Here is a 23,285-nt window from a genome sequence, read left to right as displayed (position 1 = left end):
AGTTTCGGACCGGATTCAACGACGGGAGACGACGAGATGCCCCAAGGCGTGACCGCGCGTGCTGCGGCGGACCTCCTCGACCTGGTCCTGGACCAGACGTTCCCGCCGGGCTCGGCCCTGCCGTCCGAGACCGAGCTCGCCGAGCGGCTCGGCGTGAGCCGCCTGACCGTCCGCGAGGCGATCAAGTCCTTGGCCGGGACCCGGGTCATCGTCGTGCGGCAGGGCCGCTCCAGCGTCGTGAACCAGGTGGACGAGTGGTCGCCGCTCGAGCCACGCCTCTTCGCCGCCCGGGTGGCCAGGGGCAGCGACTCCCTGCCCGCGCAGATCCTCGAGGTGCGCCGCATCGTGGAGGTGGAGGCCCTGCCGCTGGCCGTCGAGCGGTGCACCGTCGCGCAGCGCGAGGTGCTCGCCGACGCGCTGCGGTGGATGCGGGAGGCCCACGCCGACGACGACCGCGACACCTTCGTGGAGCACGCCCTGGGATTCCGGGCCGGGCTGATCGCGGCGTCCGGCAACGTCTACCTGGAGGCGCTGCTCTCGCCCCTCACCGACGTCGTGGCGCCCGCGGCGTTCGAGGCCCACCACGACCCGGAGCTGCGCCGCAGGGTGCTCGACGTGCACCAGGAGGTGCTCGCCGCGATCGACGCGCGGGACGAGCCCCGGGCGCGCGCGGCGCTGGCGGGCCACTTCGAGAAGCAGAAGGCCGACCCGATGTGGTTGACGTTCCGTCAGACGATGATCCCGACCAGCAGCACGAGCGCCACGACGCCGAGCACCAGCGCCAGCAGCACCGGCACGGCGACCAGCAGCAGCGCCGACGCCACGTAGCCGACCGTCGGCGCCGGGACCGGCGTGCCGGCGGGCCGCTTCGCCAGCGCCTTCTCCATGAGCCGGATGTTCTTGCGGTTGGCCCGGTGGGCGACGTCGGCGGCGTCCCCGACCAGCGGCACCACCCCGAGCAGGGCGTCCACGACGAGGTTGCCGCCCATCCGGGCGAGCACCGGCACCGGCACGTGGCAGCGCACCGCGTCGTAGAGCACCACGCCCGAGATCGCCGAGCCCGCGAGGTCGCCGACGCCGGGTACGAGCCCGATCACCGCGTCCAGCCCGATGCCCACCTGGGTGCCGGGCACCCGGACCGCGTCGTCCATGACACGGGCGAGGGCACGGCTGCGGCGGGGGACCGGGGTCCCGGTCTGGTCGTCCATGCGCGGATCATCCCGTACGCCCCGCGCGCCCGCGGACGTCTCCTAGGGTGAGCTCTCCGTACCGATCCCGGAGGAACCCGATGCGCCTGCGCCCGAACCGCCTGCGACCCCTGACTGCCGTCGCCGTGACGGCGGTGACCGCCGCGGTCCTCGCCGGCTGCTCCGGAGGCGACGGAGCCGACGCGCCAGAGGAGCCGGCCTCGGAGTCCGCGTCCGAGCCCGCCGACCCGGCCGAGGCCGCCCAGGTCCTCCAGGACGCGGTCGACGCGACCGTCGCCGCCCGCGTCTTCACCATCGACGGTGACCTCGACCTCGAGATCGCCGGGCAGCAGCTGCAGCTGCAGACGCAGGGCAGCGTCGACTACGACGCGACGGTGGCCGACCTGCTGCTCTCCATCGGCCAGGGCGGCCAGACCAGCGAGGCGGAGGTGAAGGCGGACGGCAGCACGCTCTGGGTCCGGGCCGAGGGCGAGGGGATCCCCGCCTTCCCCGGCGGCGCCACCTGGTTGCAGGGCGAGGCGAGCCGCCTGACCGAGTCCACCACCTTCACCCCGACCGGCCTGGTCGGCGCGGTGCTGGTGCTGCGGGGCGCGAGCGAGGCCGAGGAGCTCGGGACCGAGGAGGAGGACGGCGTGCAGGTCACCCGCTACGCGACGACCTTCACCTACGACGACGCCCTCGCCGGCGTGGAGGGCGAGGAGGCCCAGGTGCTCGGCAGCGCCTTCTCCCTGACCGGCCAGGCGTCCTCGATCGACCTCGACGTGGAGGTCGCGGTGGGCGAGGACGGCGTGCTCCGGGAGCTCGACCTCGAGATCGCCGAGTCCGACGTGCCGGCGAGCGGCGGCTACGAGATCAGCCTGAGCGACGTCGACGGCGAGGTCTCCCCGCCGACGCCGCCCGACCCCGCCGACGTCGCCACGGGTCCCGAGGCCGAGGCGCTGCTCGACCAGGTCATCGTCTAGCGGCGGCCCCGCACCGCCCGCCCCGGTGTCGGCACCCGCGGCTAGCGTGGGGACGTGCGGTCGAGGAGGGGGTGCCCGTGGGATTCGTCCCGCTGACCGGGCCGGCCGAGCTCGCCGAGACAGCCCCCGGCGTCCGCCCCGGGGAGGCCGTGGTGGCCTTCACGGCCGCGGACGGTGGCCGCCGGGTCGAGCTGCCGGTGCGCGCCGCGCTGCCGGTGCTCACCAAGGCCCACGCCCGCGAGGACGTACACCCCAGCGTCGGCCTGCTGGCCGGGGCGGCGCTGCTCGCCCTGCGTCTCGTGGCGGCCGGTCGCCTGGTGCCGGACGCGGTCGGCGACGGCTGGCGGATCGCCCCGCTGCCGGCCGATGACGACGACCGGGTCGCCCGGCTGGCCCTGGCCCGCTCCCACGAGGGTCTCCCGCCCGACCAGGCCGAGGCCGTCGTACGCCGGGTGCTCGACGCCGTGGCCGACACGATGCCCCGCACCGCCTCCCGCCCGCCCCGGGCCCGACCGGCGGCGTCGGCCGTCGCTCCCGGCGACTTCGCGGAACGGCTGGCGGCACGCCTCGACCGGCTGCGCGCGCCCGCCACGCCGGGGCAGGCCGACCGGGCGACACCGTCGCGGCTGGCCGAGGACGACGACCGTCCCCAGCTGGTCCGCCTCGCGCTGCGGGTCGAGGCCGACGAGGAGGACCTGTCGGCCGGCTCGGTGCGCCTCGTGCTCCAGGTCCACGACGAGCAGGACCCGCTGCACCTGTGCGACGCCACCGACCTCTGGGCGGACCCCGACGGTCCCAGCCACGGGTTCGGCGGCCGGGCGCGGACGCACGCGTCCATCGCGCTGCGGGCCGCGGCCGAGGCGTGGCCGGTGCTGGACCGGATGCTCGACGGGCCCGCCCCCGACGACCTCACCCTGGACGGCGACGACCTGGCCAGCCTGCTCGAGGACGGGGTCGCCGCGCTCGGCGCACGCGGGGTCGACGTGCTGTGGCCCCGCAGCCTCGGCCGCGACCTGACCGCGACCAGCGTCCTGGACCGGGTCGACCCCCGCCACCCCCAGGACCGCGGTCCGGCGACCGGCCCGGGGCCGCACGAGGAGCCGCTGCAGGACCCGTTGCTCGGGCCCGACTCGGTCTTCGCCTTCCGCTGGCAGCTCGCGCTGCACGGCGAGGACCTCACCGCGGCCGAGATGGACGCCCTGGCCGACGCCGCCTCGCCGCTGCTGAAGCTGCGCGGCGGCTGGACCGTCGTCGACCCCGCCACCGCGCGCAAGGCCCGCAAGCGCCTCCAGCGCACGGTCGCGCCCACCCGGGCGATCGCGGCCGCACTGACCGGCACCGTGCCGGTCGAGCCGGGCACCGGCCTGCCTCCCGACACCCCGGTCGTGGTCGGCGCCTCGCTGCTGCGGGTGCGCGAGCAGCTGGTCGGCGCCGCCACCACCGAGCCCGTGCCCCCGCCGGCGGGGCTGCACGCGGAGCTGCGGGACTACCAGCGGCACGGCCTGACCTGGCTGGCCACGCTGACCGGCCTCGGCCTCGGCGGCTGCCTGGCCGACGACATGGGCCTGGGCAAGACCGTCACCCTCGTCGCGCTGCACCTGCACCGCACCTCCCGCGGCGCCACCGGCCCGACCCTGGTGGTCTGCCCGGCCAGCCTGCTCGGGAACTGGGAGGCCGAGATCCGCCGCTTCGCCCCCGGGGTGCGGGTCCGGCGGTTCCACGGCGGGGAGCGGACGCACGAGGACCTCGCCCCCGACGCGACGGGCGCCACCGGCCCCGGTGCCTCCACCCGGGGCTTCGTGCTGACCACCTACGGCACCATGCGCCGCGACGCCGAGCGCCTCGGCACGACCGCCTGGGACCTGGTGGTCGCCGACGAGGCCCAGCACGTCAAGAACGCGCGGTCGTCGACGGCCCGGGCGCTGCGCACCATCGACAGCGCCGCCCGGGTCGCCCTGACCGGTACCCCGGTCGAGAACGACCTCACCGAGCTGTGGGCGATCCTCGACTGGACGGTGCCGGGGCTGCTGGGCAGCCGCAACGCCTTCCGCAAGGTGTGGGCCGCCCCGATCGAGTCCGGCCTCGAGCCGACCAAGGCGCGCCAGTTCGCCGACCTGATCGGGCCGTTCCTGCTGCGGCGCCGCAAGTCCGACCCCGGCATCGCCCCCGAGCTGCCGGCCAAGACCGAGACGGACCACCTGCTGCGGCTGACCCGGGAGCAGGTCGTGCTCTACGAGGCCTTCTGCCGCGACACCCTGGCCCGCATCGAGCGCGCCGACGAGGACGCCCGCCGCGGTCTCGTGCTGGCCCTGCTGACCGGGTGCAAGCAGATCTGCAACCACCCGGCGCAGTTCCTCAAGCAGTCCGGTGGGCGGCTGCGCGGGCGCTCCGAGAAGCTGGACCTGCTCGAGGAGCTGCTGACCACCGTCGTCGCCGAGGGCGGCGCGGTGCTCGTCTTCACCCAGTACGTCGCGATGGCCCGCCTGGTCGAGCAGCACCTCGCCGCCGTCGGGGTGCCGCACCAGCTGCTCCACGGGGGCACCCCGGTCCCGCAGCGCGAGGCGATGGTCGCGGCCTTCCAGGCCGGGGAGGTCCCGGTCTTCCTGCTGTCCCTCAAGGCCGGCGGCACCGGCCTCAACCTGGTCCGCGCCGACCACGTCGTGCACCTCGACCGGTGGTGGAACCCTGCCGTCGAGGACCAGGCGACCGACCGGGCCTACCGGATCGGGCAGACCCGGCCGGTCCAGGTGCACCGCCTGGTCGCGCAGGGCACCATCGAGGAACGGATCGGCCAGCTGCTGGCCCGCAAGCGGTCGCTGGCCGACGCGGTCCTCGGTCGCGGGGAGGCGGCCCTCACCGAGCTGAGCGACGCCGAGCTCCACGACTTGGTGCGCCTGCGGCAGCCGGACGTGTCGTGAGCGCCGTGGTCCACCCGCGGGTCCCGGCCCGGCGCGGTCGCGCCTGGGCCGGGCGGTGGTGGGCGAAGGCGTGGCTGCGTGCGGTGGAGGAGGTCGCCTACGACGAGGCGGACCTGCGCCGCGGCCGCACGCTGGCCCGCAGCGGCGCCGTGGGCGCGGTCCGGGTCGACGCCGGCAGCCTCCGCTCGGCGGTCACCGAGCAGCGCCGCGGCGTCGAGGAGCTGTGGGGCGTCGAGGTCGCGCTGCCCGTCCTCGACGCCTCCGCGGTCGCGGCCCTGGTCGAGGCGGTGGCGGCCGATCCCGCCCGGGTGGCGGCGCTCCTGGCCGGCGACCTGCCGCACGACCTCGTCGAGCACGCCGAGGAGGCCGGGGTCGAGCTGGTGCCGTACGGCACGGAGCTGGCCGCCTCCTGCACCTGCGCGTCCTGGGTCGACCCGTGCCCGCACGCGCTGGCGCTGCTGCTCCAGGTCGGGTGGCTGGTGGAGGACGACCCGCTGGTGCTGCTCCAGCTGCGCGGGCTGCCCCGCGAGGACCTCCTCGCCGCGCTGCACCACCGTCGCGACCCGCAGGCCGTACCCGCGCCCGGCCGCGACGACGCCGAGGAGGTCCTCGAGACCGCGGAGGACGCCGCGGTCCGCGCCGCGCGGATCCTCGACCTGCTCGGGCGCCACCACGACCCGGCCGAGCTGGACCGGCTCTGGTGAGGCCACCCGGCCCGACAGGTGGGGTCCGGTCTGGCACCCTGAGGCCGCGGCACCACCCGCCCCGTACCGAGGAGACCCGATGAGCGACGTCCTGCGCGTGGAGCGCGACCGCACCCCGCACGTCGAGACCTGGACGCTGGACCTGCCCGACCAGCGCAACCCGATCTCGGGGCCCGACGTGGTCGCCGCCCTGGTCGACAACCTGGCGCGCGTCGACGCCGACACCGACGTGCGCTGCGTGGTCCTCACCGGCGCGGGGTCGGCCTTCTCCGCGGGCGGCAACGTGCGCGACATGGAGGAGCGGCGGGGCATGTTCGGCGGCACCCCGTGGGAGCTGCGCAACGGCTACCGGCACGGGATCCAGCAGATCCCGGCGGCGATGGCCCGCTGCGAGACGCCCTTCGTGGCCGCGGTCAACGGGCCCGCGGTCGGCGCCGGCTGCGACCTGACCCTGATGTGCGACCTGCGGGTGGCCTCCAGCCGCGCGTGGTTCGCGGAGTCCTTCGTCCAGCTCGGGATCATCCCCGGTGACGGCGGCGCGTGGCTGCTGACCCAGGCCGTCGGACCGGCCCGGGCGGCCGAGATGGCGCTGACCGGCGACCGGGTCGACGCCGCCACGGCGCTGGACTGGGGCCTGGTCTCGCAGGTCGTCGAGCCCGACGACCTGCTCGACGCCGCGCACGCGCTGGCCGCCCGGGTCGCGAAGAACCCGCCGCACGCGACCCGGATGGCCAAGAAGCTGCTCAAGGCCTCCCAGCACCAGGGCCAGGCCGCGGTGCTCGAGCTGTCCGCGGCCATGCAGGCCCTGGCGCACCACACCGCGGACCACGCCGAGGCGCTGGCCGCCCTGCGTGAGAAGCGCGCCGGCGACTACCAGGGGTCCTAGGACGTGCGCACCCCGCAGGACGTGCTCGACCGGGTCGCCCTCTGGCGGATCGACCCCACCTCGCTGGTCCGGCCGGACGAGCAGACGACCGTGCGGCGGATCGAGGTCGTCCGGGGTGCCTGGGGCCTGGTGATGCTGGTCGGGCCGACGCCGCTGCTGCGTGCGATCTCGATCGACGACGACCCCGCCATGATCTGGACCGGTCGGGTGCTGGGCGCGCGCCACCTGACCCAGGCGGTGCTGTCCGGGGCGCGGCCGAGTCCCGAGGGCCTGGCGATGGGCGTCTGGGTCGACGCGGTGCACGCGCTGTGCGCGCTCGGCCTGGCGGCCTCCTCCCGCCGGCGTGCGGCGGCCGGGATCTTCGACGCCGTGGGCGCCACGGGCTGGGCGATCGCGGGCTACCGCGACCTGGTCAACCCCCGCGCGGCCCTGCCCACCCACACCGGGCGCCGCGACGCGATGGCGCGCACGGTCCTGCGGGCGCTGCCCGGCGGCGCGCCCCTCGCCGACCGGGTCGAGCAGGACCGCGAGCGGCTGCCGACCGCCGAGCGGGGCGGCACCGACGACCAGGGCGGCACCAACGACCGGGGCGACGTGTCGTAACTCCGCAATGGCGCCGTTCCGACTGGCGGGGTCCATCGGTCGTAGCAACGGGGTCAGGCTGCTGACGGGGTTGTCAGGAGCTGGTCCAGCTCTTGGGCTGGTGTGCGCATGTTGAGGGTAGGCCGTGGTCTGGCGTTCAGGGTGGCTGCAACCGCCGCAGCGCCCCATCTGGATTCGTGGACTCACAAACCCCGAGGCTCGCCACCAACCCCGCGCCGCGGTGCCCGACACGCCGCTACCAGCCGCAGCCGCGTCTAATGACAGGCCCGAACACAACAACTCGAAGAACTCATCGCGCTCTTCGTAGGAGACGTAACGCTTCGCCATCTACAACACCTCTGCTCAGGTGTTGCTACGACCATCTGAATCCGCGACTGGTTTCGGGCGAGAAAGCTGCAGGAACCACGCCATTGCGCCCGTACGACAGCTTGCCGCCGCGCCGTCAGGCCCCCGGCGCCAGCCCCAGCGCCCCGTCGGCCATCCCGCGCAGCAGCGCGGCCATCTCGGCCGGCGGCAGCACCGCGCTGTGGGGGGTGGAGTTGATCAGGCCGAACACGGCGTGTGCCCGCGCCCGGGCCTGCGCCGGGCCGAGCGAGGGGTCGGCCTCGCGGCACTGCGCGGCCCAGAGGTCGACGTAGGAGCGCTGGAGGGTGCGCACGATCTCGCGCGCGTCGTCGGGCAGCGAGGACCAGTCGCGGTCCTGGACCACGATCAGCGCCGGGTGGGCCAGCGCGAAGTCGACGTGGAAGTCGATCAGCGCGCGCAGGGCGCCGACGGGGTCCGTGGCCTCCGCCGCCCGGCGGCCGCCGTCGGCCAGGAGCCGTTCGCTGATCGAGACCAGCATCTCGGCGAGCACGGAGTCCTTGGACGGGAAGTGCTTGTAGAGCGCCGGTCCCGAGACGCCGCAGGCGGCCCCGATGTCGCTGACCGACACCCCGTGGAACCCACGGCGTGCGAACAGGACGGCCGCGGTGTCCAGGATCTGCTCGCGTCGCGACCGGGTCTCCACGAGCCACGACCCTAGGGTGTGCGGCGACGGCACGACCGAGGCCGCCACGAGATCCCGGTCTCACCTCCGTCCGGAGGTCCCGCCGCCCGGGGCTCGACCAGGAGGTTAACGATCGCTAACCTGACGTCCGTGACCGACGACCTGCGAACCCAGACCGCGCAGCTGCGCGCGCGGCTCGAGACCGTGCGGCGCGGCGGCAGCGAGGCCGCCCGTGCCAAGCACGTCGCCCGCGGCAAGCTGCTCGCCCGTGACCGGGTCGACCGCCTGCTCGACCCGGGCAGCCCGTTCCTGGAGCTCAGCCCGCTGGCCGCCACCGGGATGTACGACGACGCGGTCCCCGCCGCGGGCGTCGTGACCGGGATCGGCCGGGTGGCCGGGCGCGAGGTCGTCGTGGTGGCCAACGACGCGACCGTCAAGGGCGGCACCTACTACCCGGTCACGGTCAAGAAGCACCTGCGCGCCCAGGCCGTCGCCGCCGAGAACCACCTGCCCTGCGTCTACCTCGTCGACTCCGGCGGCGCGTTCCTGCCGCTCCAGGACGAGGTCTTCCCCGACCGGGAGCACTTCGGCCGGATCTTCTTCAACCAGGCCCGGATGTCGGCCGGCGGGATCGCCCAGGTCGCCGCGGTGATGGGGTCCTGCACCGCCGGCGGTGCCTACGTCCCCGCGATGAGCGACGAGACCGTCATCGTCAAGGACCAGGGCACGATCTTCCTCGGGGGGCCGCCGCTGGTGAAGGCGGCGACCGGCGAGGTGGTCACGGCCGAGGAGCTCGGCGGCGGCGACGTCCACGCCCGGGTCTCCGGGGTGGTCGACCACCTCGCCGACGACGACGCCCACGCCTTGGACCTGGTCCGCTCGATCGTCGGCACCCTCGGCCCCGGCCGGGTGCACCTCGAGCCGCAGCCGGTCGAGGAGCCGCTCGAGGACCCCGAGGGCCTCTACGACGTCGTGCCGGCCGACCCGCGCACGCCGTACGACGTCCGCGAGGTGCTGCGCCGGATCGTCGACGGCTCGCGCCTGCACGAGTTCAAGCCGCTCTACGGCGAGACCCTGGTCTGCGCGTTCGCGCACGTCCACGGCTACCCGGTCGCGATCGTGGCCAACAACGGGATCCTGTTCAGCGAGTCGGCCCTCAAGGGCGCCCACTTCGTCGAGCTGGCCAACCAGCGCGGCATCCCGCTGCTGTTCGTGCAGAACATCGCCGGCTTCATGGTCGGGCGCGAGTACGAGAACGGCGGGATCGCCAAGGACGGCGCCAAGCTCGTCACCGCGGTCGCCTCCTCGGTGGTGCCCAAGCTGACCGTCGTGATCGGCGGCTCCTACGGCGCCGGCAACTACGGCATGTGCGGTCGCGCCTACGACCCCCGCTTCCTGTGGATGTGGCCCAACGCCCGGATCTCGGTGATGGGCGGCGAGCAGGCCGCCTCGGTCCTGGCCACCGTGCGCCGCGACGGGATCGAGGCCCGCGGCGGGCAGTGGTCGGCCGAGGAGGAGGAGGCGTTCAAGGACCCGGTCCGCGCGCAGTACGAGGAGCAGGGCTCGCCCTACTACTCCACCGCCCGGCTCTGGGACGACGGCGTCATCGACCCCGTCGACACCCGCCGCGTGCTCGGGCTCGGCCTCGCCGCCGTCGCCCGTGCCCCGATCCCGGAGACGCCGCACTTCGGCGTCTTCCGGATGTGAGGACCCGATGACCACGCAGCACCGCTTCTCCTCCGTCCTCGTCGCCAACCGCGGCGAGATCGCACGCCGCGTCATCCGCGGCTGCCGCGACGCCGGCCTGCGCACCGTCGCGGTCTACTCCGACGCCGACGCCCGCGCCCCGTTCGTCGCCGAGGCCGACACCGCCGTACGCCTCGGGCCGACGCCCGCCGCGGAGTCGTACCTCTCGGTCGAGCGGCTCCTGGCCGCGGCCGCCGCGTCCGGCGCCGAGGCCGTGCACCCCGGTTACGGGTTCCTGTCCGAGAACGCCGGCTTCGCCCGCGCCGTCCGCGACGCCGGCCTGGTCTGGATCGGGCCCACGCCCGAGGTGATCGACCTGATGGGCCGCAAGGACCACGCCCGCGAGGTCGCCGAGCGCGCCGGCGTGCCGGTCACGCCGCGCTACCCCGAGGACGACGTCCCGGCCGAGGCGTTCCCCGTCCTGGTGAAGGCTGCCGCCGGCGGCGGCGGCAAGGGGATGCACGTCGTGCGCGACCCCGCCGACCTCGCCGAGGCCGTGGCCCGGGCCCGCCGCGAGGCGCGGTCGGCCTTCGGCGACGACACCCTGCTGGTCGAGACCTACGTCGAGCGCGGCCGCCACGTCGAGGTCCAGGTCGTCGGCGACGAGCACGGCCACGTCGTGCACCTCTTCGAGCGGGACTGCTCGGCGCAGCGGCGCCACCAGAAGGTGGTCGAGGAGGCGCCGGCGCCGTACCTCGACGAGACGGTCCGCCGCCGCCTGCTCGAGTCCTCGGTCGCGCTGTGCCAGGAGGTCGGCTACACCGGCGCCGGCACGGTCGAGTTCCTCGTCGACGGGGACGGTCCCGACGCCGGCGCGTACTTCCTCGAGATGAACACCCGCCTCCAGGTCGAGCACCCCGTCACCGAGGAGGTCACCGGGATCGACCTCGTGGCCTGGCAGCTCCTCGTCGCCCAGGGCAGCCCGCTGCCGCTGGCCCAGGAGGAGATCACCTGCACCGGCCACGCCGTCGAGGTCCGCGTCTACGCCGAGGACCCGTACGCCGGGTTCGTGCCCCAGACCGGCCGCGTCCACCGGCTGCTGCGCGCCGGGGGCGCCCGCCACGAGTGGGGCGTCGAGCAGGGCGGCACGGTCGGCACGGCGTACGACCCGATGCTCGCCAAGGTCGTCGTCACCGGGCCCGACCGCGGGACCACGCTGGCGCTGACCGTGCTGGCCCTCGACCACACCGCCGTCCTCGGGGTGGTCACCAACACCGGCTTCCTGCGGCGGCTGGTCGCGAGCGAGGCCTTCCGCACCGGCGAGGTGCACACGTCCTGGCTGGACGGACCGGCGGCCGAGGAGCTGCTCACCGCCCCGACCCTGGCCGGCCACGCCGCCGCGCTCGCCGCCCAGGCCTGGGCCGACGAGCACCTCGTCGTGGGACCCGGGCCCTGGGAGGCGCTCGACGGGTGGCGCAGCGCCGGTCCCTCCCGCCCGGTGACCGTCACGCTCCTCGACCCGACCGGCGAGGTCCACGAGGTGCCGGTCGACCTCGGGCCGCGGCCCCACCACCTGGTCGACCGCGGCCCGGTCGTCGTCGACCGTGGGGGGGCCTGGGTCGTCGTCGAGGGCCACCCGTGGCGCTTCGACCGGCCCGACCCGGCCCGCCGCGGCGAGGCGGCGGTCGGCGACGCCGACGTCACCTCGCCGATGCCGGGCACCGTCATCGAGCTCGCGGTCGCCGTCGGCGACCGGGTCGCCGCCGGTCAGCGGCTCGGCGCCGTCGAGGCGATGAAGATGGAGCTGGCGCTGACCGCGCCGCACGACGGTGTCGTCGCCGGCGTGGGTGCCGCGGTGGGCGACCAGGTCCCGATGGGCCACGTCGTGGTCCGCGTCGACCCCGACCCGGCCACCGAGGACGCGTCGTGACCCGCCCGCCCGGCCTGCCGATGACCGTCCCCGCCCCGGGGATGCCGGACCGGGTCACGATCTACGAGGTCGGCCCCCGCGACGGCCTGCAGAACGAGCAGGAGCTGGTGCCGACGCCGGTCAAGGCCGAGTTCGTGCGCCGGCTGCTCGCCGCCGGGCTGCCGGTGGTCGAGGCCACCAGCTTCGTGCACCCGCGCTGGGTCCCGCAGCTGGCCGACGCCGCCGACCTCGTCGGGTCCCTGGTCGACGACCTCGGCGACGCGGCCCGCGCCCTGCCGGTGCTGGTGCCCAACGAGCGCGGGCTCGACCGGGCCCTGGAGCTCGGGATGCGCCACGTGGCCGTCTTCGGCTCCGCCACGGAGACCTTCGCGCGCAAGAACCTCAACCGCGGGCTGGACGAGCAGCACGCCATGTTCGCCCCGGTCGTCGCCCGTGCGCTGGAGGCCGGCGCGGACGTGCGCGCGTACGTCTCGATGTGCTTCGGCGACCCCTGGGAGGGGCCGGTGCCGGTGACGCAGGTCGTCGACGCCGGCCGCCGGCTGCTCGACCTCGGTGCGTCCCAGCTCAGCCTCGGCGACACCATCGGGGTCGGCACCGCCGGCCACGTCGCCGCCCTGGTCGAGGCCTTCGGCGACGCCGGGATCGGGCCGGACCGGCTCGCCCTGCACTTCCACGACACCTACGGCCAGGCCCTGTCCAACGTCCAGGCCGGGCTGCGGGCCGGCATCACCACCTTCGACGCCAGCGCCGGCGGTCTCGGCGGCTGCCCGTACGCCGAGAGCGCCACCGGCAACCTGGCCACGGAGGACCTCGTGTGGCTGCTGGACGGCCTCGGGGTCGGGCACGGCGTCGACCTGGAGGCCCTCGTGAGGACGTCGACCTGGATGGCCGGGCGGCTCTGGCGGCCCAGCCCGTCGGCCGTGGTGCGGGCGCTCGGCGGCGGTACGGCACAATCGCCGACGTGAGCCGAACCGCCCCGCGTCGCGTCTTCCTCCACGTCGGGGCACCCAAGACCGGCACCACCTACCTGCAGGACCGGCTGTCGATCAACGCCCGGTCGCTGGCCCGCCACGGCGTGCACGTCCCGACCGGGTCCCGCCTGGTCAGCCCGGCGCTGTTCCAGTTCCGGGCGGCCCTGGACCTGCTCGGCCAGGACTGGGGCGGCGCCCCCGGTCACGCCGAGGGTGCCTGGGACGCGCTGGTGAAGAAGGTCCGGGCGACCGACGGGACCGTCATCGTCAGCCACGAGATCCTCGCCCCGGCCAGGCCCGAGGCCGTGGCGCGGGCCAAGCAGGACCTGAGCGCCGACGGCGCCGAGCTGCACGTGGTCTACACCGTGCGCGACCTCGGCCGGCAGGTGCCCGCGGCGTGGCAGGAGAGCATCAAGCAGGGCCGGACGTGGTCCTACGCCTCCTTCGTGAAGAAGTTCCGTCGCCGCTCGGCGTGGTTCGCCCACGCCTTCGACCTGCCCACCGTGCTGGACCGGTGGTCCGAGGGCCTGCCCCCGGAGCGGGTCCACCTGGTGACGGTCCCGCCCAGCGGCAGCACCGGCGACCTGCTCTGGACCCGGTTCTGCGCCGTCACCGGCATCGACCCCGGGTGGGCGCCACGTCCCAGCGACCGCCGCAACGCCTCCATGGGTGCGGCCGAGACCGAGGTGGTCCGGACCCTGAACGAGGCCCTGGACCGCAAGGTGCGCCGCGGGCCCGACTACGACTACCTCATCCGCAACCTGCTCGCCGAGGACAGCCTCGTCAGCGGGAGCAGCCCCTCACCGTCCGTCCGGATGCCCCCGAGCCTGCTGGAGTGGGCGCAGGAGGAGACCGCGCGCTGGCGCACCTGGGTGGAGGCCTCGGGCATCGACGTCGTCGGCGACCTCGAGGAGCTCGAGCCGCGCCCGGTGGCCGAGGAGGACTGGAACGACCCCGACTCGATGTCGCGCAAGTGGCGGCTGCGGGTGGCGATGCGGGCGCTGACGGCCATGACCGAGGAGGCCGCCCGGCGCCCGATGCCGGAACGGTCGCTGCCACGACGGGTGCGCGCCGAGGCCGCCCGCCGGATCCGGACCAGGTGAGCGACCCGGCCGCTGCCCGGGCCTGGTCCTGGGTGGCCCACCTGCGCGAGGGGGGGCGTACGCCCTGGACCGGCTGGTCCGCGCCGGCGGGCGCCTCCGCGGGCCCGGCCGCGACCGGCCCCCGGGTGCTCCCGGGCGCCCAGCAGCTCGAGCTGCTGCGTCGGGTCAACGGCGCCGGGGACCTCCCCGTGGCCGCGCGCGACCGGGTCCTCCTCGCCAGCGCGCTCGACCGCGGACGCACCGACCTGCCGCTGCCCGGCGGGCCCCGCGCGAGGTTCGGGCCGCTGCCGGTCGACCCCGCCGAGGTGCCGGCCGACGAGCTGCTGCGGGTCGCGGTCCTGCTCCTGGCCGACGCCCTGCCCGGCGCCCCGGTGACCCGTCCGGAGGTCGCACCCCCGACCCGTACGTCCCGGCTGCGCCGGGCGGCGGGCCGCGGCTACCGGGTCGTCGGCGACCCCTGGCTCGCGGCCCGGGTCCGCGAGGAGCTGCGCCGCCGCGGACGACCTCCCGGCGGCCGCCGCCCCCGGGTCCTGGTCCTCGGCGGACCGGTGCCCGACCTGCTCGCCCGCACCTGGGCCCACCGGGTGCTGCACGAGGGGGCGCCGGCGTGGCCGGACTGGATCGCGGGCCAGGCCGGCGGCGCCCTGCCGCGGGGCGCCGACGTGGCCGGCCAGGCCGAGGCCTGGGCCTCGCGGGCGGGGGCGGGGCGGGTCGTCGTGGTCACCGACCCGGCCGCCCTCCGGCGGCTCGTGGGCCTGCGCCGGCGGGACCTGGCCCGGGTGCTCGGTCCGGACGCCGCCGGTGGCCTCGGCGGGGACGCCGTCGAGCTCGCGCGGCGCGTCCGGGTCGCCCTGGCCGTCGTCGCCCCTCCCCACGAGCACGCCGCGCTGCTGCGCGAACGGCTCCTCCCCGCCCTCGCGGCGCTGGCCGGGCGACCCGGGACGGCCGCCCTGGTGGCAGGACCGCTGCCCCGGGTGCCGGCCGAGCAGGCACGATGGGCGGCGCGCCGCGCGGTCCGGCAGCGCCGCCGCGTGCTCCGGGCTGGCTACGCTGTCGCGGGCGACGTCGACGACCTGCTGCCGGGTCGACCCGGGGTCGTGCCGGACCCACCCGGTCGTGAGGTGCCGGACCTCGAGCAGGTGCTCGAGGTCGCGGTCTCGCTGCTGGCCCAGGGCCTGGTGCCGGGCAGGGCCGCCGATCACGGAGGGGAGCAGGTATGACGCGTCGGGTGCTGGTGCACGTCGGCACCCCCAAGACCGGGACGTCCTACCTCCAGGACGTGCTGTTCCGGAACCGCGTACGCCTCCTCGAGCACGGCGTGCTCTACCCCGCCGACCGGTTCGACGCGCACTTCCTGGCCGCCCTCGACCTGATGCGGCTGCCCTGGGGCGGCCTGGAGCACGAGGCCCTCGGCTGCTGGGAGAAGCTCGCCTCGCAGGTGCGCGAGCACGACGGCACCGCGATCATCAGCCACGAGATCCTGGCGCGGGCGACCGCCACCCAGGCCGCGGAGGCCCTGGCCTCCTTCGACGAGCCCGGCGGCGAGCCCGCGGAGGTCCACCTGCTGCTGTCCGGGCGCGACCTGGTCCGTCAGGTCCCGGCGGAGTGGCAGGAGAACGTCAAGCACCGCAGCGCGCTGACCTACGAGCGGTTCCTGTCCCAGCTGCGCGACCCGGACCGCGCGACCCGGATCGGGAGCTGGTTCTGGGCGGTGCAGGAGATCCCCGACATCCTCGACCGGTGGGGCGCCCTCGTCCCGCCCGAGCGGGTGCACCTGATCACGGTGCCACCGCCGGGCGGCGACCCCGACCTGCTGTGGCAGCGGTTCTCGCACGCCTTCGGCCTCGACGGCCTCGACCTCGAGCTGGACACCACGCGCACCAACCCCTCGATGGGCGTGCCCGAGACCGCGCTGCTGCGCCGGATCAACGCGAGCACCAACAAGCTGGTCCCCCCCGTGCACTACCGGCCCCTCGTCCGCGAGCTGGTGGCGCACCAGACGCTCTCCCCGCGGCGCGACTCGCCGCGGCTGGCCGTCCCGCCGGACCTGCACGACTGGTTGCACGACCTCCAGTCGAGCTGGGTCGCCGAGGTCCGCGACCGCGGCTACGACGTGGTGGGCGACCTCGACGACCTGCTCTCGCGGCCCACGGGCTCGGCCGAGGACTTCGCCGATCCCGACCGGCCCGACGAGGCGGACGTCGCGGACGCGGCGCTTGCCACGATCGGGGCGGTGCTGCAGGAGCAGGTGCGCGAGCGCGAGGGGCGCGCCGCCGAGCAGGCCCGGGCGCGCGAGGTCGAGCAGGACCTGCGCCGGCAGCTCGACGAGGTCCGTGACGCCCTCGAGCGCTCCTACCTCCGCCCCTCCTACCTGCGCCGCGAGCGGATCGTGCGCGGGCTCGAGCGCTCGCGGGTGGGCCGCGTCTCGATGCGGGTCTACCGGGCAGCGCGCGGCAGGAGCTCGCGCTCGGCGTAGCGCCCGATCTTCCAGGTGGCGTAGCCGTCGGCGCTCGCGCCCACGACGCCACCGACACCCGGGATCCGGCGGGTCACCGCGACGGCGGCACGCTTGCCGGTGATCCGGCTGATGATCGAGCTGGCGACCTCGCGGGAGACCGTGGCGTCCAGCGCCTCGTCGTGCACGGGGGCGGTCGCCATCGCCATCGGCGGGGCGGGCAGCTTGTTCTTCTTCACCAGGTCCTCCACGACGTCCTCACCGAGGACGGTGACCAGGATCGCGTTGCGGACCTTGGGGTCGTCGAGGTCGTAGCCGCGCAGGTGCGCGATGCCGGCGACCATCCGGCACTGCAGCAGCGCCAGCCCGGTGACGTTGGTGGGGATCGTCAGCGGCGCGGTCACCAGTCCGCCGACGTTGGTCACGAAGCCCTGGGCGCCCGCGAAGCGGACGTGGTTCTCGACCAGCTCGCGCACCGCCTTGTCCCGGTCGCCCTTCTGCTCGGCCAGCTGCTTCTCGGCCGCCTTCGCCGCCGCGGGGAGGGGCCCGACGCCGTTGATCGCACGCGCCAGCGCCTCGCGCACGAAGGAGGTCGTCAGTCCCGGAGCGAGTCCCGTGACGCGGGAGCCGAGCTGCTTGCCGATCTGGTTCTTGATCATGCCCATGTCCCCGATCCTAGGGAGGACCCGACCACCCGGTCGGCAGCCGTGGGGGGTCCGGGGAGCCGCTACGGTCGCCCCGTGCCCGTCGAGCCCCCCACCACCGGATGGATCTTCGGGGACCCCTCGGCGCACGACGAGACCGACGACCTGGTCGCGATCGGGGCCGACCTCGAGCCGGGCACGCTGCTGGAGGCCTACCGGCACGGGATCTTCCCGATGCCGGCCGGCGAACCCGGCGACCCGATGTACTGGTTCAGCCCCGTCCGCCGCGGCGTCCTCCGGCTCGAGGACCTGCGGGTCCCGCGGTCGCTGCGTCGCTCCTGCCGCGACACCGAGATCCGGGTCGACACGGTCTTCGCCGAGGTCGTCGAGGCCTGCGCGGACCCCCGACGCCCGCACGGCTGGATCAGCGAGGACGTCGCCGCGGCCTACCAGCGCCTGCACGCGCTCGGCTGGGCGCACTCCGTCGAGGCGTGGCAGGACGACGAGCTCGTCGGCGGGCTGTACGGGCTCGCCATCGGCGGGCTGTTCGCCGGGGAGTCGATGTTCCACCGCGCCCGCGACGCCTCGAAGGTGGCCCTGGTCGGGCTGGTCGACCTGCTGCGCGAGGGGTCGGCCGACGGTCCGCGACTGGTCGACGTGCAGTGGGCGACGCCGCACCTGGAGTCCCTCGGCATCACCGAGATCGACCGCGCCGACTACCTCGCCGCGCTGCCGGAGCTGTTCGCCACGCCGCTCCCGCCGGGCCTCGACCTGCGCTGAGCGGTCGGGTCGAGCAGACCGGGTCGGGCAGGCTCAGACCACGCGCGGGGGCTGCCCGTCCTCGCTGACCATCGGGCGCCCGGCGGCCTCCCACTCGAGCATCCCGCCGTCGAGGTTGACCACGTCGTGGCCCTGCTGGACGAGGTAGGCCACGACCTGCGCCGAGCGGCCCCCGACCTTGCAGGTCACCAGCACCTGGCCCTCGGGCACCTCGTCGAGACGCTCCATGAGCTGGCTCATCGGCAGGTGACGCGCCCCCTCGATGTGCCCCGCGTCCCACTCGTGCTGCTCGCGCACGTCGATCACGGGCAACCGCTCGGGCAGGGGGTTCGGGACGGCGTCCAGGGTGACGGTGGGGACCTCGCTCATGCCCCGAGCCTGCCACGGCGGGCGCGCGGCAGGCTGGCCGGGCACCGCCGAGATGACGCTCGCGGACAGCCGAGGTGACGCTCGCGGACAGCCGAGATGACGCTCGCGGCGCCTCGAGGTGACGATTCCGGACACGGCGCCGGTGGTCGAGGAGCGAGCGTGACGAGACCGTGCCCGCCGGGACAGTGATGAGTCGGACGGCTCAGTCGTCGACGTCGTCGCCCGTGACGTCGTGCGCGGTCAGGTCGAGGAGCTCGGCACCGCCGAGGGGGTCGGCGGTCCACGAGACCAGCTCCCACCCGGCCTGCGGTGATCCCTCGAGGACGGCGGCCGCGGTGTTCGAGACGTGCAGCTCGGCGGCGTGCTCGGGCGACATCGCCGTGGCGACGGCCGTCCAGACCCGGATCGCCGCCCCGTGGCTGACCACGACGACGGTGTCGTCGGGTCCGTGGGCCTCGGCGAGGTCCGCGACGACGGCGTCGAAGCGGGCCAGGAAGGAGGTGCCGTCCTCCCCGCCGGGGAGGCTCCGGTCGCGGTCCGTGTGCATCCAGGAGCGGAGCAGGTCGACGTACGCCAGCACGGCCTCCTCGTCGGTACGCATCTCGAGGTCGCCGGCGGAGACCTCCTCGAGCCCGCGTCGTACGACGACCGGCAGCCCGCGCGCCTCGGCGAGCGGGGCCGCGGTCTGCTGGGTGCGGACGAGCGGGGAGGCGTACACCGCCACCACGTCCTCGTCGGCCAGCGCGGCAGGCACGGCCGCGGCCTGGCGCCGGCCGAGGTCGGTGAGGTCGGCTCCCGGCTCGGCGGTGTCGAGCGCGCCGGCGACGTTGGAGGAGGTCTGGCCGTGCCGGACGAGGATCAGCCGCATGGCGCGGAGGGTAGCGGCGTCGGGTGGACGGGGGGCGTCACGACGTCACCCACTGCTCGCCGGCGAGCACCCGCGCGGCCGGGCCGGCGCTGTCGTCGCCGAGCAGGGTGGCGGCCACGAAGTCGGCGGCCGCCTTCTCGAAGGTCGCCCCGTGCTTCAGCATCGCGTGCTTGCCGCCGGTGACGGTGACGAACCCGACGTCGGTGGTGCGCATCAGCCGCCGGGCCACGGCCTCGGCCTTGGCCGGGCTCGCGATCCGGTCCTCGTCGCCGTGCACGAAGAGGACGTGGCGCCCGCGCAGGTCGGGGGCGTCGTCGGGGAAGACGTACGGGTTCAGCGCGACCACCGTGCGTACGGCCGGCCGGTCGCCGGCCAGGAGCGCCGCCCGGCCCCCGAGCGAGTGGCCGACCAGCGCCACGGGAGCGTCGGGGAGGTCGGCGCGGACCTGGTCGAGCGCCCACTCGACGTCCTGGACCGGGGTACGGCTCGTGTCCCAGCCGCGCACCGAGTTCAGCAGCCGGTAGACCGCCAGCCGTCCCCGCCCGGCGCGGCGCACCCGCTGCGCGACCGGGATCATCCGCAGCACCGACAGCTGGGTGGGGCTGACCGCGGCGGAGTCGCGGCGCGACCCGCCACCGTGGAGGAGCAGGACGACCCCGTCGGGGTCGCGGGGGCGGTCGACGGTGATCAGCTGAGGAGTTCCAGGCACGCTGCAATCCTCCCCGAGGCCCAAGCCGCCGAGGGGTGAGGCCGATCGCAGCGGATCGGTACGCGATACGCGTCCCGATCCGCTGCACTGTCGACCCTCGGACCGGAGCACCCCCGTGACGCAGGCCCGACGGCTACTTCAGGAACTTGCTCGTCCGCCGGTCCGCCAACGGCTTCCCCCCGGTCTGGCAGGTCGGGCAGTACTGCAGGCTCGAGTCGGCGAAGGACACCTCCCGCACGGTGTCGCCGCAGACCGGGCAGGCCTCGCCCGCCCGCCCGTGGACGGCCATGTGCGTCTTCTTCTCGCCCTTGAGCTCGCTCGCCGCGAGACCCCGGTTGCGCTCGACCGCGTCGCCGAGCACGCCGCGGATCGCGGCGTACAGGGTCTGGACCTCCTCCTCGTCGAGGCTGCTCGCGGGCTTGTACGGCGACATCCGCGCGGCGTGGAGGAGCTCGTCGGAGTAGGCGTTGCCGATGCCGGCGATGGTGCCCTGGTGGCGCAGCACGCCCTTGACCTGCTTGCGGCCCTCGCGCTCGAGGATGACCTTGAAGGCGTCGAGGGTGAAGTCGTCGGTGAGCGGGTCGGGGCCCAGGCTGGCGATGCCGGGCACGTCGAGCGGGTCGCGCACGACGTAGGCCGCGAGCGACTTGCGGGTGCCGGCCTCGGTCACGTCGAGCCCGGCCTCGGGGTCGAGCACGACCCGCAGCGCCAGCGGCGACTTGTTGCTCGCGCTCGGCGGCTTGTCGGGGACCTCGTCGCGCCAGCGCACCCACCCGGCCCGGGCCAGGTGCAGCACGAGGTGCGTGCCCGAGGCCTCGATGTCGAGGAACTTGCCGTGCCGCGTCACGTCGTCGACCAGGGTGCCCTCGAGCGCGGTGAGCGGCGGGTCGTAGGTCTTCAGCGCGCTGAACGCGGCCAGGTGGATCTTGGTGATCGCCCGGCCGTCGAGCCGCTGGCGCAGGTCGAGGGCCAGCGCCTCGACCTCGGGGAGCTCCGGCATGGCGTCATCCTAGGGACGCCCGCGACCACCGGCGAGGGGTCCGTCACCCCGGACCACAGTCCACTTTGTCGACTTTCCCTTCCCTCCGGCCCGTCGCGCGGGCAGGATGGAGGGGTGCCACTCCCGCACCCCCTCCCGGCGACGGGCGCGATCTTCCTCGACGCGCGCGGGGCCGAGCGCGCGATGCGGGTCTCCTGGCACTCCGAGAAGGACCTCATCGTGCTCTCGCTGTGGCGCGACAACGTCTGCACCGGCTCCTTCCGGCTCGGTCTCCCGGAGGCCGCGCAGCTGATGGAGGTGCTGCAGTCGGGGCTGGACCAGGCGTACGCCGACAACCACCCGGCCGCCGCCCGCGCCGTCCCGGTCACCGGCCTCCACGCGCGCCACGCCCGGCCCGCCGCCATCTAGGGCTGGCGCTAGACACACGGATACGGTCCTGACATGGACCCGATCCGCAACCCGTACGCCCCCGGCGCGGGGCAGCGCCCGCCCGAGCTGGCCGGTCGCGACCGCGAGCTGGGGCAGTTCGAGGTCACCCTGGAGCGCGTCGGCGCCGGGCGACCTGAGCGGTCGATGGTGCTCTCCGGGCTGCGCGGGGTCGGCAAGACCGTGCTGCTCAACGCGCTGCGCGGCGAGGCCGTGCGGCGGGCGTGGGGGACCGGCAAGATCGAGGCGCGCCCCGACCAGAGCATCCGGATCCCGGTCGCGCAGGCCGTCCACGCCGCCGTCCGCGAGGTCGCCCACCGCCACCGCGACCCCGACCGGGTCGACGAGGTCGCCGGCACCCTGAAGTCGTTCGCCCTGCGCGCCACGGTCGAGGAGCGGCGTACGGCCCGCTCGGCCGGTGTCCGCTGGACCCCGCCGACCGACGTCCCGGCCACCCGCGGCCGCGCCGACTCCGGCGACCTCGAGCTGGACCTCGTCGAGCTGTTCACCGACGTCGCCACCCTGGCCGGCGACCTCGGCGTCGGCGTCGGGCTCTTCATCGACGAGATGCAGGACATCTCGATCGAGGAGCTCGCCGCGCTCTGCGGCGCCTGCCACGAGATCAGCCAGCAGGGCGCCCCGCTGATCGTGGTCGGCGCGGGCCTGCCGCACCTGCCGGTCGCGCTCGCGGCGTCGAAGTCGTACGCCGAGCGCCTGTTCCGCTACGTCTCGGTCGACCGGCTCCCGCGCGCGATGGCCGACCGCGCCTGGCGGCTGCCGGCGGCCACCGAGGGGGTCACCTTCGACGACGACGCCCTCGACGAGCTCTACGCCCTGACCGACGGCTACCCCTACTTCGTGCAGGCCTACGGCAAGGTCACCTGGGACGCCGCCGTCGGCTCCCCGATCGGCGTCGACGACGTCCGCGCCGCCGCCCCCGAGGCCGAGCAGGAGCTCGCGATCGGCTTCTTCGGCGCCCGGTACGACCGTGCGACCCCCGCCGAGCGCGACTACATGACCGCGATGGCCGACCTCGGCGTCGAGGCCGGCGACCTCGCGGTGGCCACCGCCGGCATCGCCGAGCACCTCGCCCGCAAGCCCCAGTCGCTCTCCCCGGCCCGCGACGGGCTGATCAAGAAGGGCCTCGTCTACTCCGCCGAGCGGGGGAGCGTGGCGTTCACCGTGCCGCACTTCGGCAAGTACCTGCGCGCCCGGTGACCGCCCTCCCACCCGACCGCCCCTGACCCTGCCACCATGGAGCCATGAGGCCGAAGGTCGTCGCTCACCGCGGCGCCAGCCACGACAACGCCGAGCACACGCTCCGTGCCTACCTCGCCGCGCTGGACGCCGGCGCGGACGGGTTGGAGTGCGACGTACGGCTGACCGCCGACGGGCACCTGATCTGCGTCCACGACCGCGACCTGCGCCGCACCGCCCAGTCACCCGGCGCCGTCTCGACCATGGAGCTGGCGGAGATCGCCGAGCTCGACTTCGCCAGCTGGAAGAACCCGTGGGCCGACCTCGACGACGAGGCGGCCGAGCCCGATCCCGAGACCAGCGGCGTGCTGACCCTCCGCAAGCTGCTGGAGCACGTGGCCGACCTCGACCGCCGCGTCGAGATCGCGATCGAGACCAAGCACCCGACCCGCTACGGCGGCCTGGTCGAGAAGCGGCTGGTCGAGATGCTGGGGGAGTTCGGCTGGGCCCGGCCCGGGTCCCCGGCCCGGGTGATGAGCTTCTCCTTCACCGCCCTGCAGCGCGTCGAGCGGCTCGCCCCGGGGGTCCAGCTCGTCCAGCTGATCGACCGCCCGGCGGCCTGGCCGATGCTCAAGCGCGCGATCGGGCGCGACTGGCTGGTCGGGCCGGGGATGGACGACCTCACCGAGCACCGCAAGTACGGCAAGCGGCTCGCCCGCAGCGGGCACGAGGTCCACGTGTGGGTGGTCAACACCGCCGAGGAGCTGCGGCTCTGCCAGGACCTCGGTGTGACGACCGTGATCACCGACCGCCCGGCGTACCTGATCGGCCTGCTCGACGGGCGCCCCGGCGGGCGATCCGCCTCCGGCGCCTGAGGC

23 protein-coding genes are annotated in these 23,285 nt (G+C 75.2%); 16 read left to right on the top strand and 7 right to left on the bottom strand.

Translation table 11 applies throughout. The features are described 5' to 3' along the window. Nucleotides 1-36: 36 nt before the first annotated feature. Nucleotides 37-828: a FadR/GntR family transcriptional regulator gene (locus GV155_RS18705; RefSeq protein WP_160010426.1), complete on the top strand. Its 792-nt coding sequence runs from the start codon at nucleotides 37-39 to the stop codon at nucleotides 826-828. Here the strand turns inward: GV155_RS18705 and GV155_RS18700 are convergent. Then, nucleotides 729-1,208 carry a DUF4112 domain-containing protein gene (locus tag GV155_RS18700; RefSeq protein WP_160010424.1) on the bottom strand — a complete coding sequence of 160 codons (480 nt, stop codon included), beginning with the start codon at nucleotides 1,206-1,208 and terminating at the stop codon, nucleotides 729-731. The two genes, GV155_RS18705 and GV155_RS18700, sit on opposite strands and share 100 nt — an antisense overlap. A gap of 80 nt (nucleotides 1,209-1,288) precedes the next feature. On the opposite strand from GV155_RS18700, the gene GV155_RS18695 reads away from it, so the two are divergent. From GV155_RS18695 to GV155_RS20540, 5 genes are all read left to right on the top strand, one after another. Continuing rightward, nucleotides 1,289-2,170 carry a hypothetical protein gene (locus tag GV155_RS18695; protein WP_160010422.1) on the top strand — a complete coding sequence of 294 codons (882 nt, stop codon included), beginning with the start codon at nucleotides 1,289-1,291 and terminating at the stop codon, nucleotides 2,168-2,170. Nucleotides 2,171-2,247: 77 nt separating this feature from the next. Continuing rightward, nucleotides 2,248-5,088: a DEAD/DEAH box helicase gene (locus GV155_RS18690; protein WP_160010420.1), complete on the top strand. Its 2,841-nt coding sequence runs from the start codon at nucleotides 2,248-2,250 to the stop codon at nucleotides 5,086-5,088. Continuing rightward, the gene (locus GV155_RS18685; protein ID WP_160010418.1) at nucleotides 5,085-5,792 is read left to right on the top strand and encodes an SWIM zinc finger family protein; all 708 of its coding nucleotides are present in this window, start codon (nucleotides 5,085-5,087) and stop codon (nucleotides 5,790-5,792) included. Before GV155_RS18690 ends, GV155_RS18685 begins: the two co-directional genes overlap by 4 nt. A gap of 79 nt (nucleotides 5,793-5,871) precedes the next feature. Next, a complete protein-coding gene (locus tag GV155_RS18680; protein ID WP_160010416.1) occupies nucleotides 5,872-6,678 on the top strand; it encodes a crotonase/enoyl-CoA hydratase family protein in 807 nt (268 codons plus the stop codon). Between the two features lie 3 nt (nucleotides 6,679-6,681). Then, entirely contained in the window at nucleotides 6,682-7,281 is a 600-nt protein-coding gene (locus tag GV155_RS20540; RefSeq protein WP_201300244.1) for a hypothetical protein, read from the top strand. Nucleotides 7,282-7,723: 442 nt separating this feature from the next. Here the strand turns inward: GV155_RS20540 and GV155_RS18670 are convergent, their stop codons facing one another. Next, nucleotides 7,724-8,290, bottom strand: coding sequence for an SACE_7040 family transcriptional regulator (locus GV155_RS18670; protein WP_160010414.1), 567 nt, complete (start codon nucleotides 8,288-8,290; stop codon nucleotides 7,724-7,726). A 129-nt stretch (nucleotides 8,291-8,419) separates the two neighbouring features. Between GV155_RS18670 and GV155_RS18665 the strand changes: the two genes are divergently transcribed. From GV155_RS18665 to GV155_RS18640, 6 genes are read left to right on the top strand one after another with little or no spacing between them, the layout of a single operon-like run. After that, nucleotides 8,420-9,976, top strand: a complete 1,557-nt coding sequence (locus GV155_RS18665; RefSeq protein WP_328820820.1) for a carboxyl transferase domain-containing protein — start codon at nucleotides 8,420-8,422, stop codon at nucleotides 9,974-9,976. Nucleotides 9,977-9,983: 7 nt separating this feature from the next. Beyond that, on the top strand, nucleotides 9,984-11,885 hold the full coding sequence (locus GV155_RS18660) for an ATP-binding protein (RefSeq protein ID WP_160010412.1): 1,902 nt from the start codon (nucleotides 9,984-9,986) through the stop codon (nucleotides 11,883-11,885). Beyond that, on the top strand, nucleotides 11,882-12,850 hold the full coding sequence (locus tag GV155_RS18655; protein WP_236554424.1) for a hydroxymethylglutaryl-CoA lyase: 969 nt from the start codon (nucleotides 11,882-11,884) through the stop codon (nucleotides 12,848-12,850). The genes GV155_RS18660 and GV155_RS18655 overlap by 4 nt, the downstream gene beginning before the upstream one ends. After that, nucleotides 12,847-13,959 (top strand): hypothetical protein, encoded by a 1,113-nt coding sequence (locus GV155_RS18650; protein ID WP_160010410.1) that lies wholly within the window; start codon nucleotides 12,847-12,849, stop codon nucleotides 13,957-13,959. Before GV155_RS18655 ends, GV155_RS18650 begins: the two co-directional genes overlap by 4 nt. Further along, nucleotides 13,956-15,179: a hypothetical protein gene (locus tag GV155_RS18645; RefSeq protein ID WP_160010408.1), complete on the top strand. Its 1,224-nt coding sequence runs from the start codon at nucleotides 13,956-13,958 to the stop codon at nucleotides 15,177-15,179. Before GV155_RS18650 ends, GV155_RS18645 begins: the two co-directional genes overlap by 4 nt. Then, complete coding sequence (locus GV155_RS18640; RefSeq protein ID WP_160010406.1) at nucleotides 15,176-16,435, top strand: hypothetical protein; 1,260 nt, start codon at nucleotides 15,176-15,178, stop codon at nucleotides 16,433-16,435. The genes GV155_RS18645 and GV155_RS18640 overlap by 4 nt, the downstream gene beginning before the upstream one ends. On the opposite strand, the gene GV155_RS18635 is transcribed toward GV155_RS18640, so the two are convergent. Continuing rightward, nucleotides 16,396-17,079, bottom strand: a complete 684-nt coding sequence (locus GV155_RS18635; protein WP_236554423.1) for an EcsC family protein — start codon at nucleotides 17,077-17,079, stop codon at nucleotides 16,396-16,398. The genes GV155_RS18640 and GV155_RS18635 overlap by 40 nt on opposite strands. Nucleotides 17,080-17,154: 75 nt before the next feature. Here GV155_RS18635 and aat point away from each other — a divergent pair, with 75 nt between their 5' ends. Then, the gene (gene aat, locus GV155_RS18630) at nucleotides 17,155-17,838 is read left to right on the top strand and encodes a leucyl/phenylalanyl-tRNA--protein transferase (protein ID WP_160010404.1); all 684 of its coding nucleotides are present in this window, start codon (nucleotides 17,155-17,157) and stop codon (nucleotides 17,836-17,838) included. A 33-nt stretch (nucleotides 17,839-17,871) separates the two neighbouring features. Here the strand turns inward: aat and GV155_RS18625 are convergent, their stop codons facing one another. The 4 genes from GV155_RS18625 to GV155_RS18610 form a co-directional block, all read right to left on the bottom strand. Continuing rightward, a complete protein-coding gene (locus GV155_RS18625; RefSeq protein WP_160010402.1) occupies nucleotides 17,872-18,207 on the bottom strand; it encodes a rhodanese-like domain-containing protein in 336 nt (111 codons plus the stop codon). A 202-nt stretch (nucleotides 18,208-18,409) separates the two neighbouring features. After that, nucleotides 18,410-19,075, bottom strand: a complete 666-nt coding sequence (locus GV155_RS18620; RefSeq protein ID WP_160010400.1) for a histidine phosphatase family protein — start codon at nucleotides 19,073-19,075, stop codon at nucleotides 18,410-18,412. 37 nt (nucleotides 19,076-19,112) lie between these two features. Then, nucleotides 19,113-19,784 (bottom strand): alpha/beta hydrolase, encoded by a 672-nt coding sequence (locus tag GV155_RS18615; protein WP_201300243.1) that lies wholly within the window; start codon nucleotides 19,782-19,784, stop codon nucleotides 19,113-19,115. A 133-nt stretch (nucleotides 19,785-19,917) separates the two neighbouring features. Continuing rightward, nucleotides 19,918-20,784 carry an Fpg/Nei family DNA glycosylase gene (locus GV155_RS18610; RefSeq protein WP_160010398.1) on the bottom strand — a complete coding sequence of 289 codons (867 nt, stop codon included), beginning with the start codon at nucleotides 20,782-20,784 and terminating at the stop codon, nucleotides 19,918-19,920. A gap of 114 nt (nucleotides 20,785-20,898) precedes the next feature. Here GV155_RS18610 and GV155_RS18605 point away from each other — a divergent pair, with 114 nt between their 5' ends. From GV155_RS18605 to GV155_RS18595, 3 genes are read left to right on the top strand one after another with little or no spacing between them, the layout of a single operon-like run. Beyond that, nucleotides 20,899-21,192: a hypothetical protein gene (locus GV155_RS18605; protein WP_160010396.1), complete on the top strand. Its 294-nt coding sequence runs from the start codon at nucleotides 20,899-20,901 to the stop codon at nucleotides 21,190-21,192. Nucleotides 21,193-21,225: 33 nt separating this feature from the next. Beyond that, a complete protein-coding gene (locus GV155_RS18600) occupies nucleotides 21,226-22,428 on the top strand; it encodes an ATP-binding protein (protein WP_160010394.1) in 1,203 nt (400 codons plus the stop codon). 44 nt (nucleotides 22,429-22,472) lie between these two features. Further along, nucleotides 22,473-23,282 carry a glycerophosphodiester phosphodiesterase gene (locus tag GV155_RS18595; protein WP_160010392.1) on the top strand — a complete coding sequence of 270 codons (810 nt, stop codon included), beginning with the start codon at nucleotides 22,473-22,475 and terminating at the stop codon, nucleotides 23,280-23,282. Nucleotides 23,283-23,285: the final 3 nt, after the last annotated feature.

The organism is Nocardioides sp. AX2bis (assembly GCF_902506435.1).
Classification (GTDB): Bacteria; Actinomycetota; Actinomycetes; order Propionibacteriales; family Nocardioidaceae; genus Nocardioides.
The sequence above is the reverse complement of the archived record's forward strand: the minus strand, read 5'-3'. Positions and strand labels throughout refer to the sequence as shown.

Coding starts and splice junctions, on each gene's coding strand:
- GV155_RS18705 (WP_160010426.1), top strand. CDS start 37: ATGCCCCAAGGCGTGACCGCGCGTGCTGCGGCGGACCTCCTCGACCTG.
- GV155_RS18700 (WP_160010424.1), bottom strand. CDS start 1,208: ATGGACGACCAGACCGGGACCCCGGTCCCCCGCCGCAGCCGTGCCCTC.
- GV155_RS18695 (WP_160010422.1), top strand. CDS start 1,289: ATGCGCCTGCGCCCGAACCGCCTGCGACCCCTGACTGCCGTCGCCGTG.
- GV155_RS18680 (WP_160010416.1), top strand. CDS start 5,872: ATGAGCGACGTCCTGCGCGTGGAGCGCGACCGCACCCCGCACGTCGAG.
- GV155_RS18660 (WP_160010412.1), top strand. CDS start 9,984: ATGACCACGCAGCACCGCTTCTCCTCCGTCCTCGTCGCCAACCGCGGC.
- GV155_RS18640 (WP_160010406.1), top strand. CDS start 15,176: ATGACGCGTCGGGTGCTGGTGCACGTCGGCACCCCCAAGACCGGGACG.
- GV155_RS18635 (WP_236554423.1), bottom strand. CDS start 17,079: ATGGGCATGATCAAGAACCAGATCGGCAAGCAGCTCGGCTCCCGCGTC.
- GV155_RS18625 (WP_160010402.1), bottom strand. CDS start 18,207: ATGAGCGAGGTCCCCACCGTCACCCTGGACGCCGTCCCGAACCCCCTG.
- GV155_RS18620 (WP_160010400.1), bottom strand. CDS start 19,075: ATGCGGCTGATCCTCGTCCGGCACGGCCAGACCTCCTCCAACGTCGCC.
- GV155_RS18610 (WP_160010398.1), bottom strand. CDS start 20,784: ATGCCGGAGCTCCCCGAGGTCGAGGCGCTGGCCCTCGACCTGCGCCAG.
- GV155_RS18600 (WP_160010394.1), top strand. CDS start 21,226: ATGGACCCGATCCGCAACCCGTACGCCCCCGGCGCGGGGCAGCGCCCG.
- GV155_RS18595 (WP_160010392.1), top strand. CDS start 22,473: ATGAGGCCGAAGGTCGTCGCTCACCGCGGCGCCAGCCACGACAACGCC.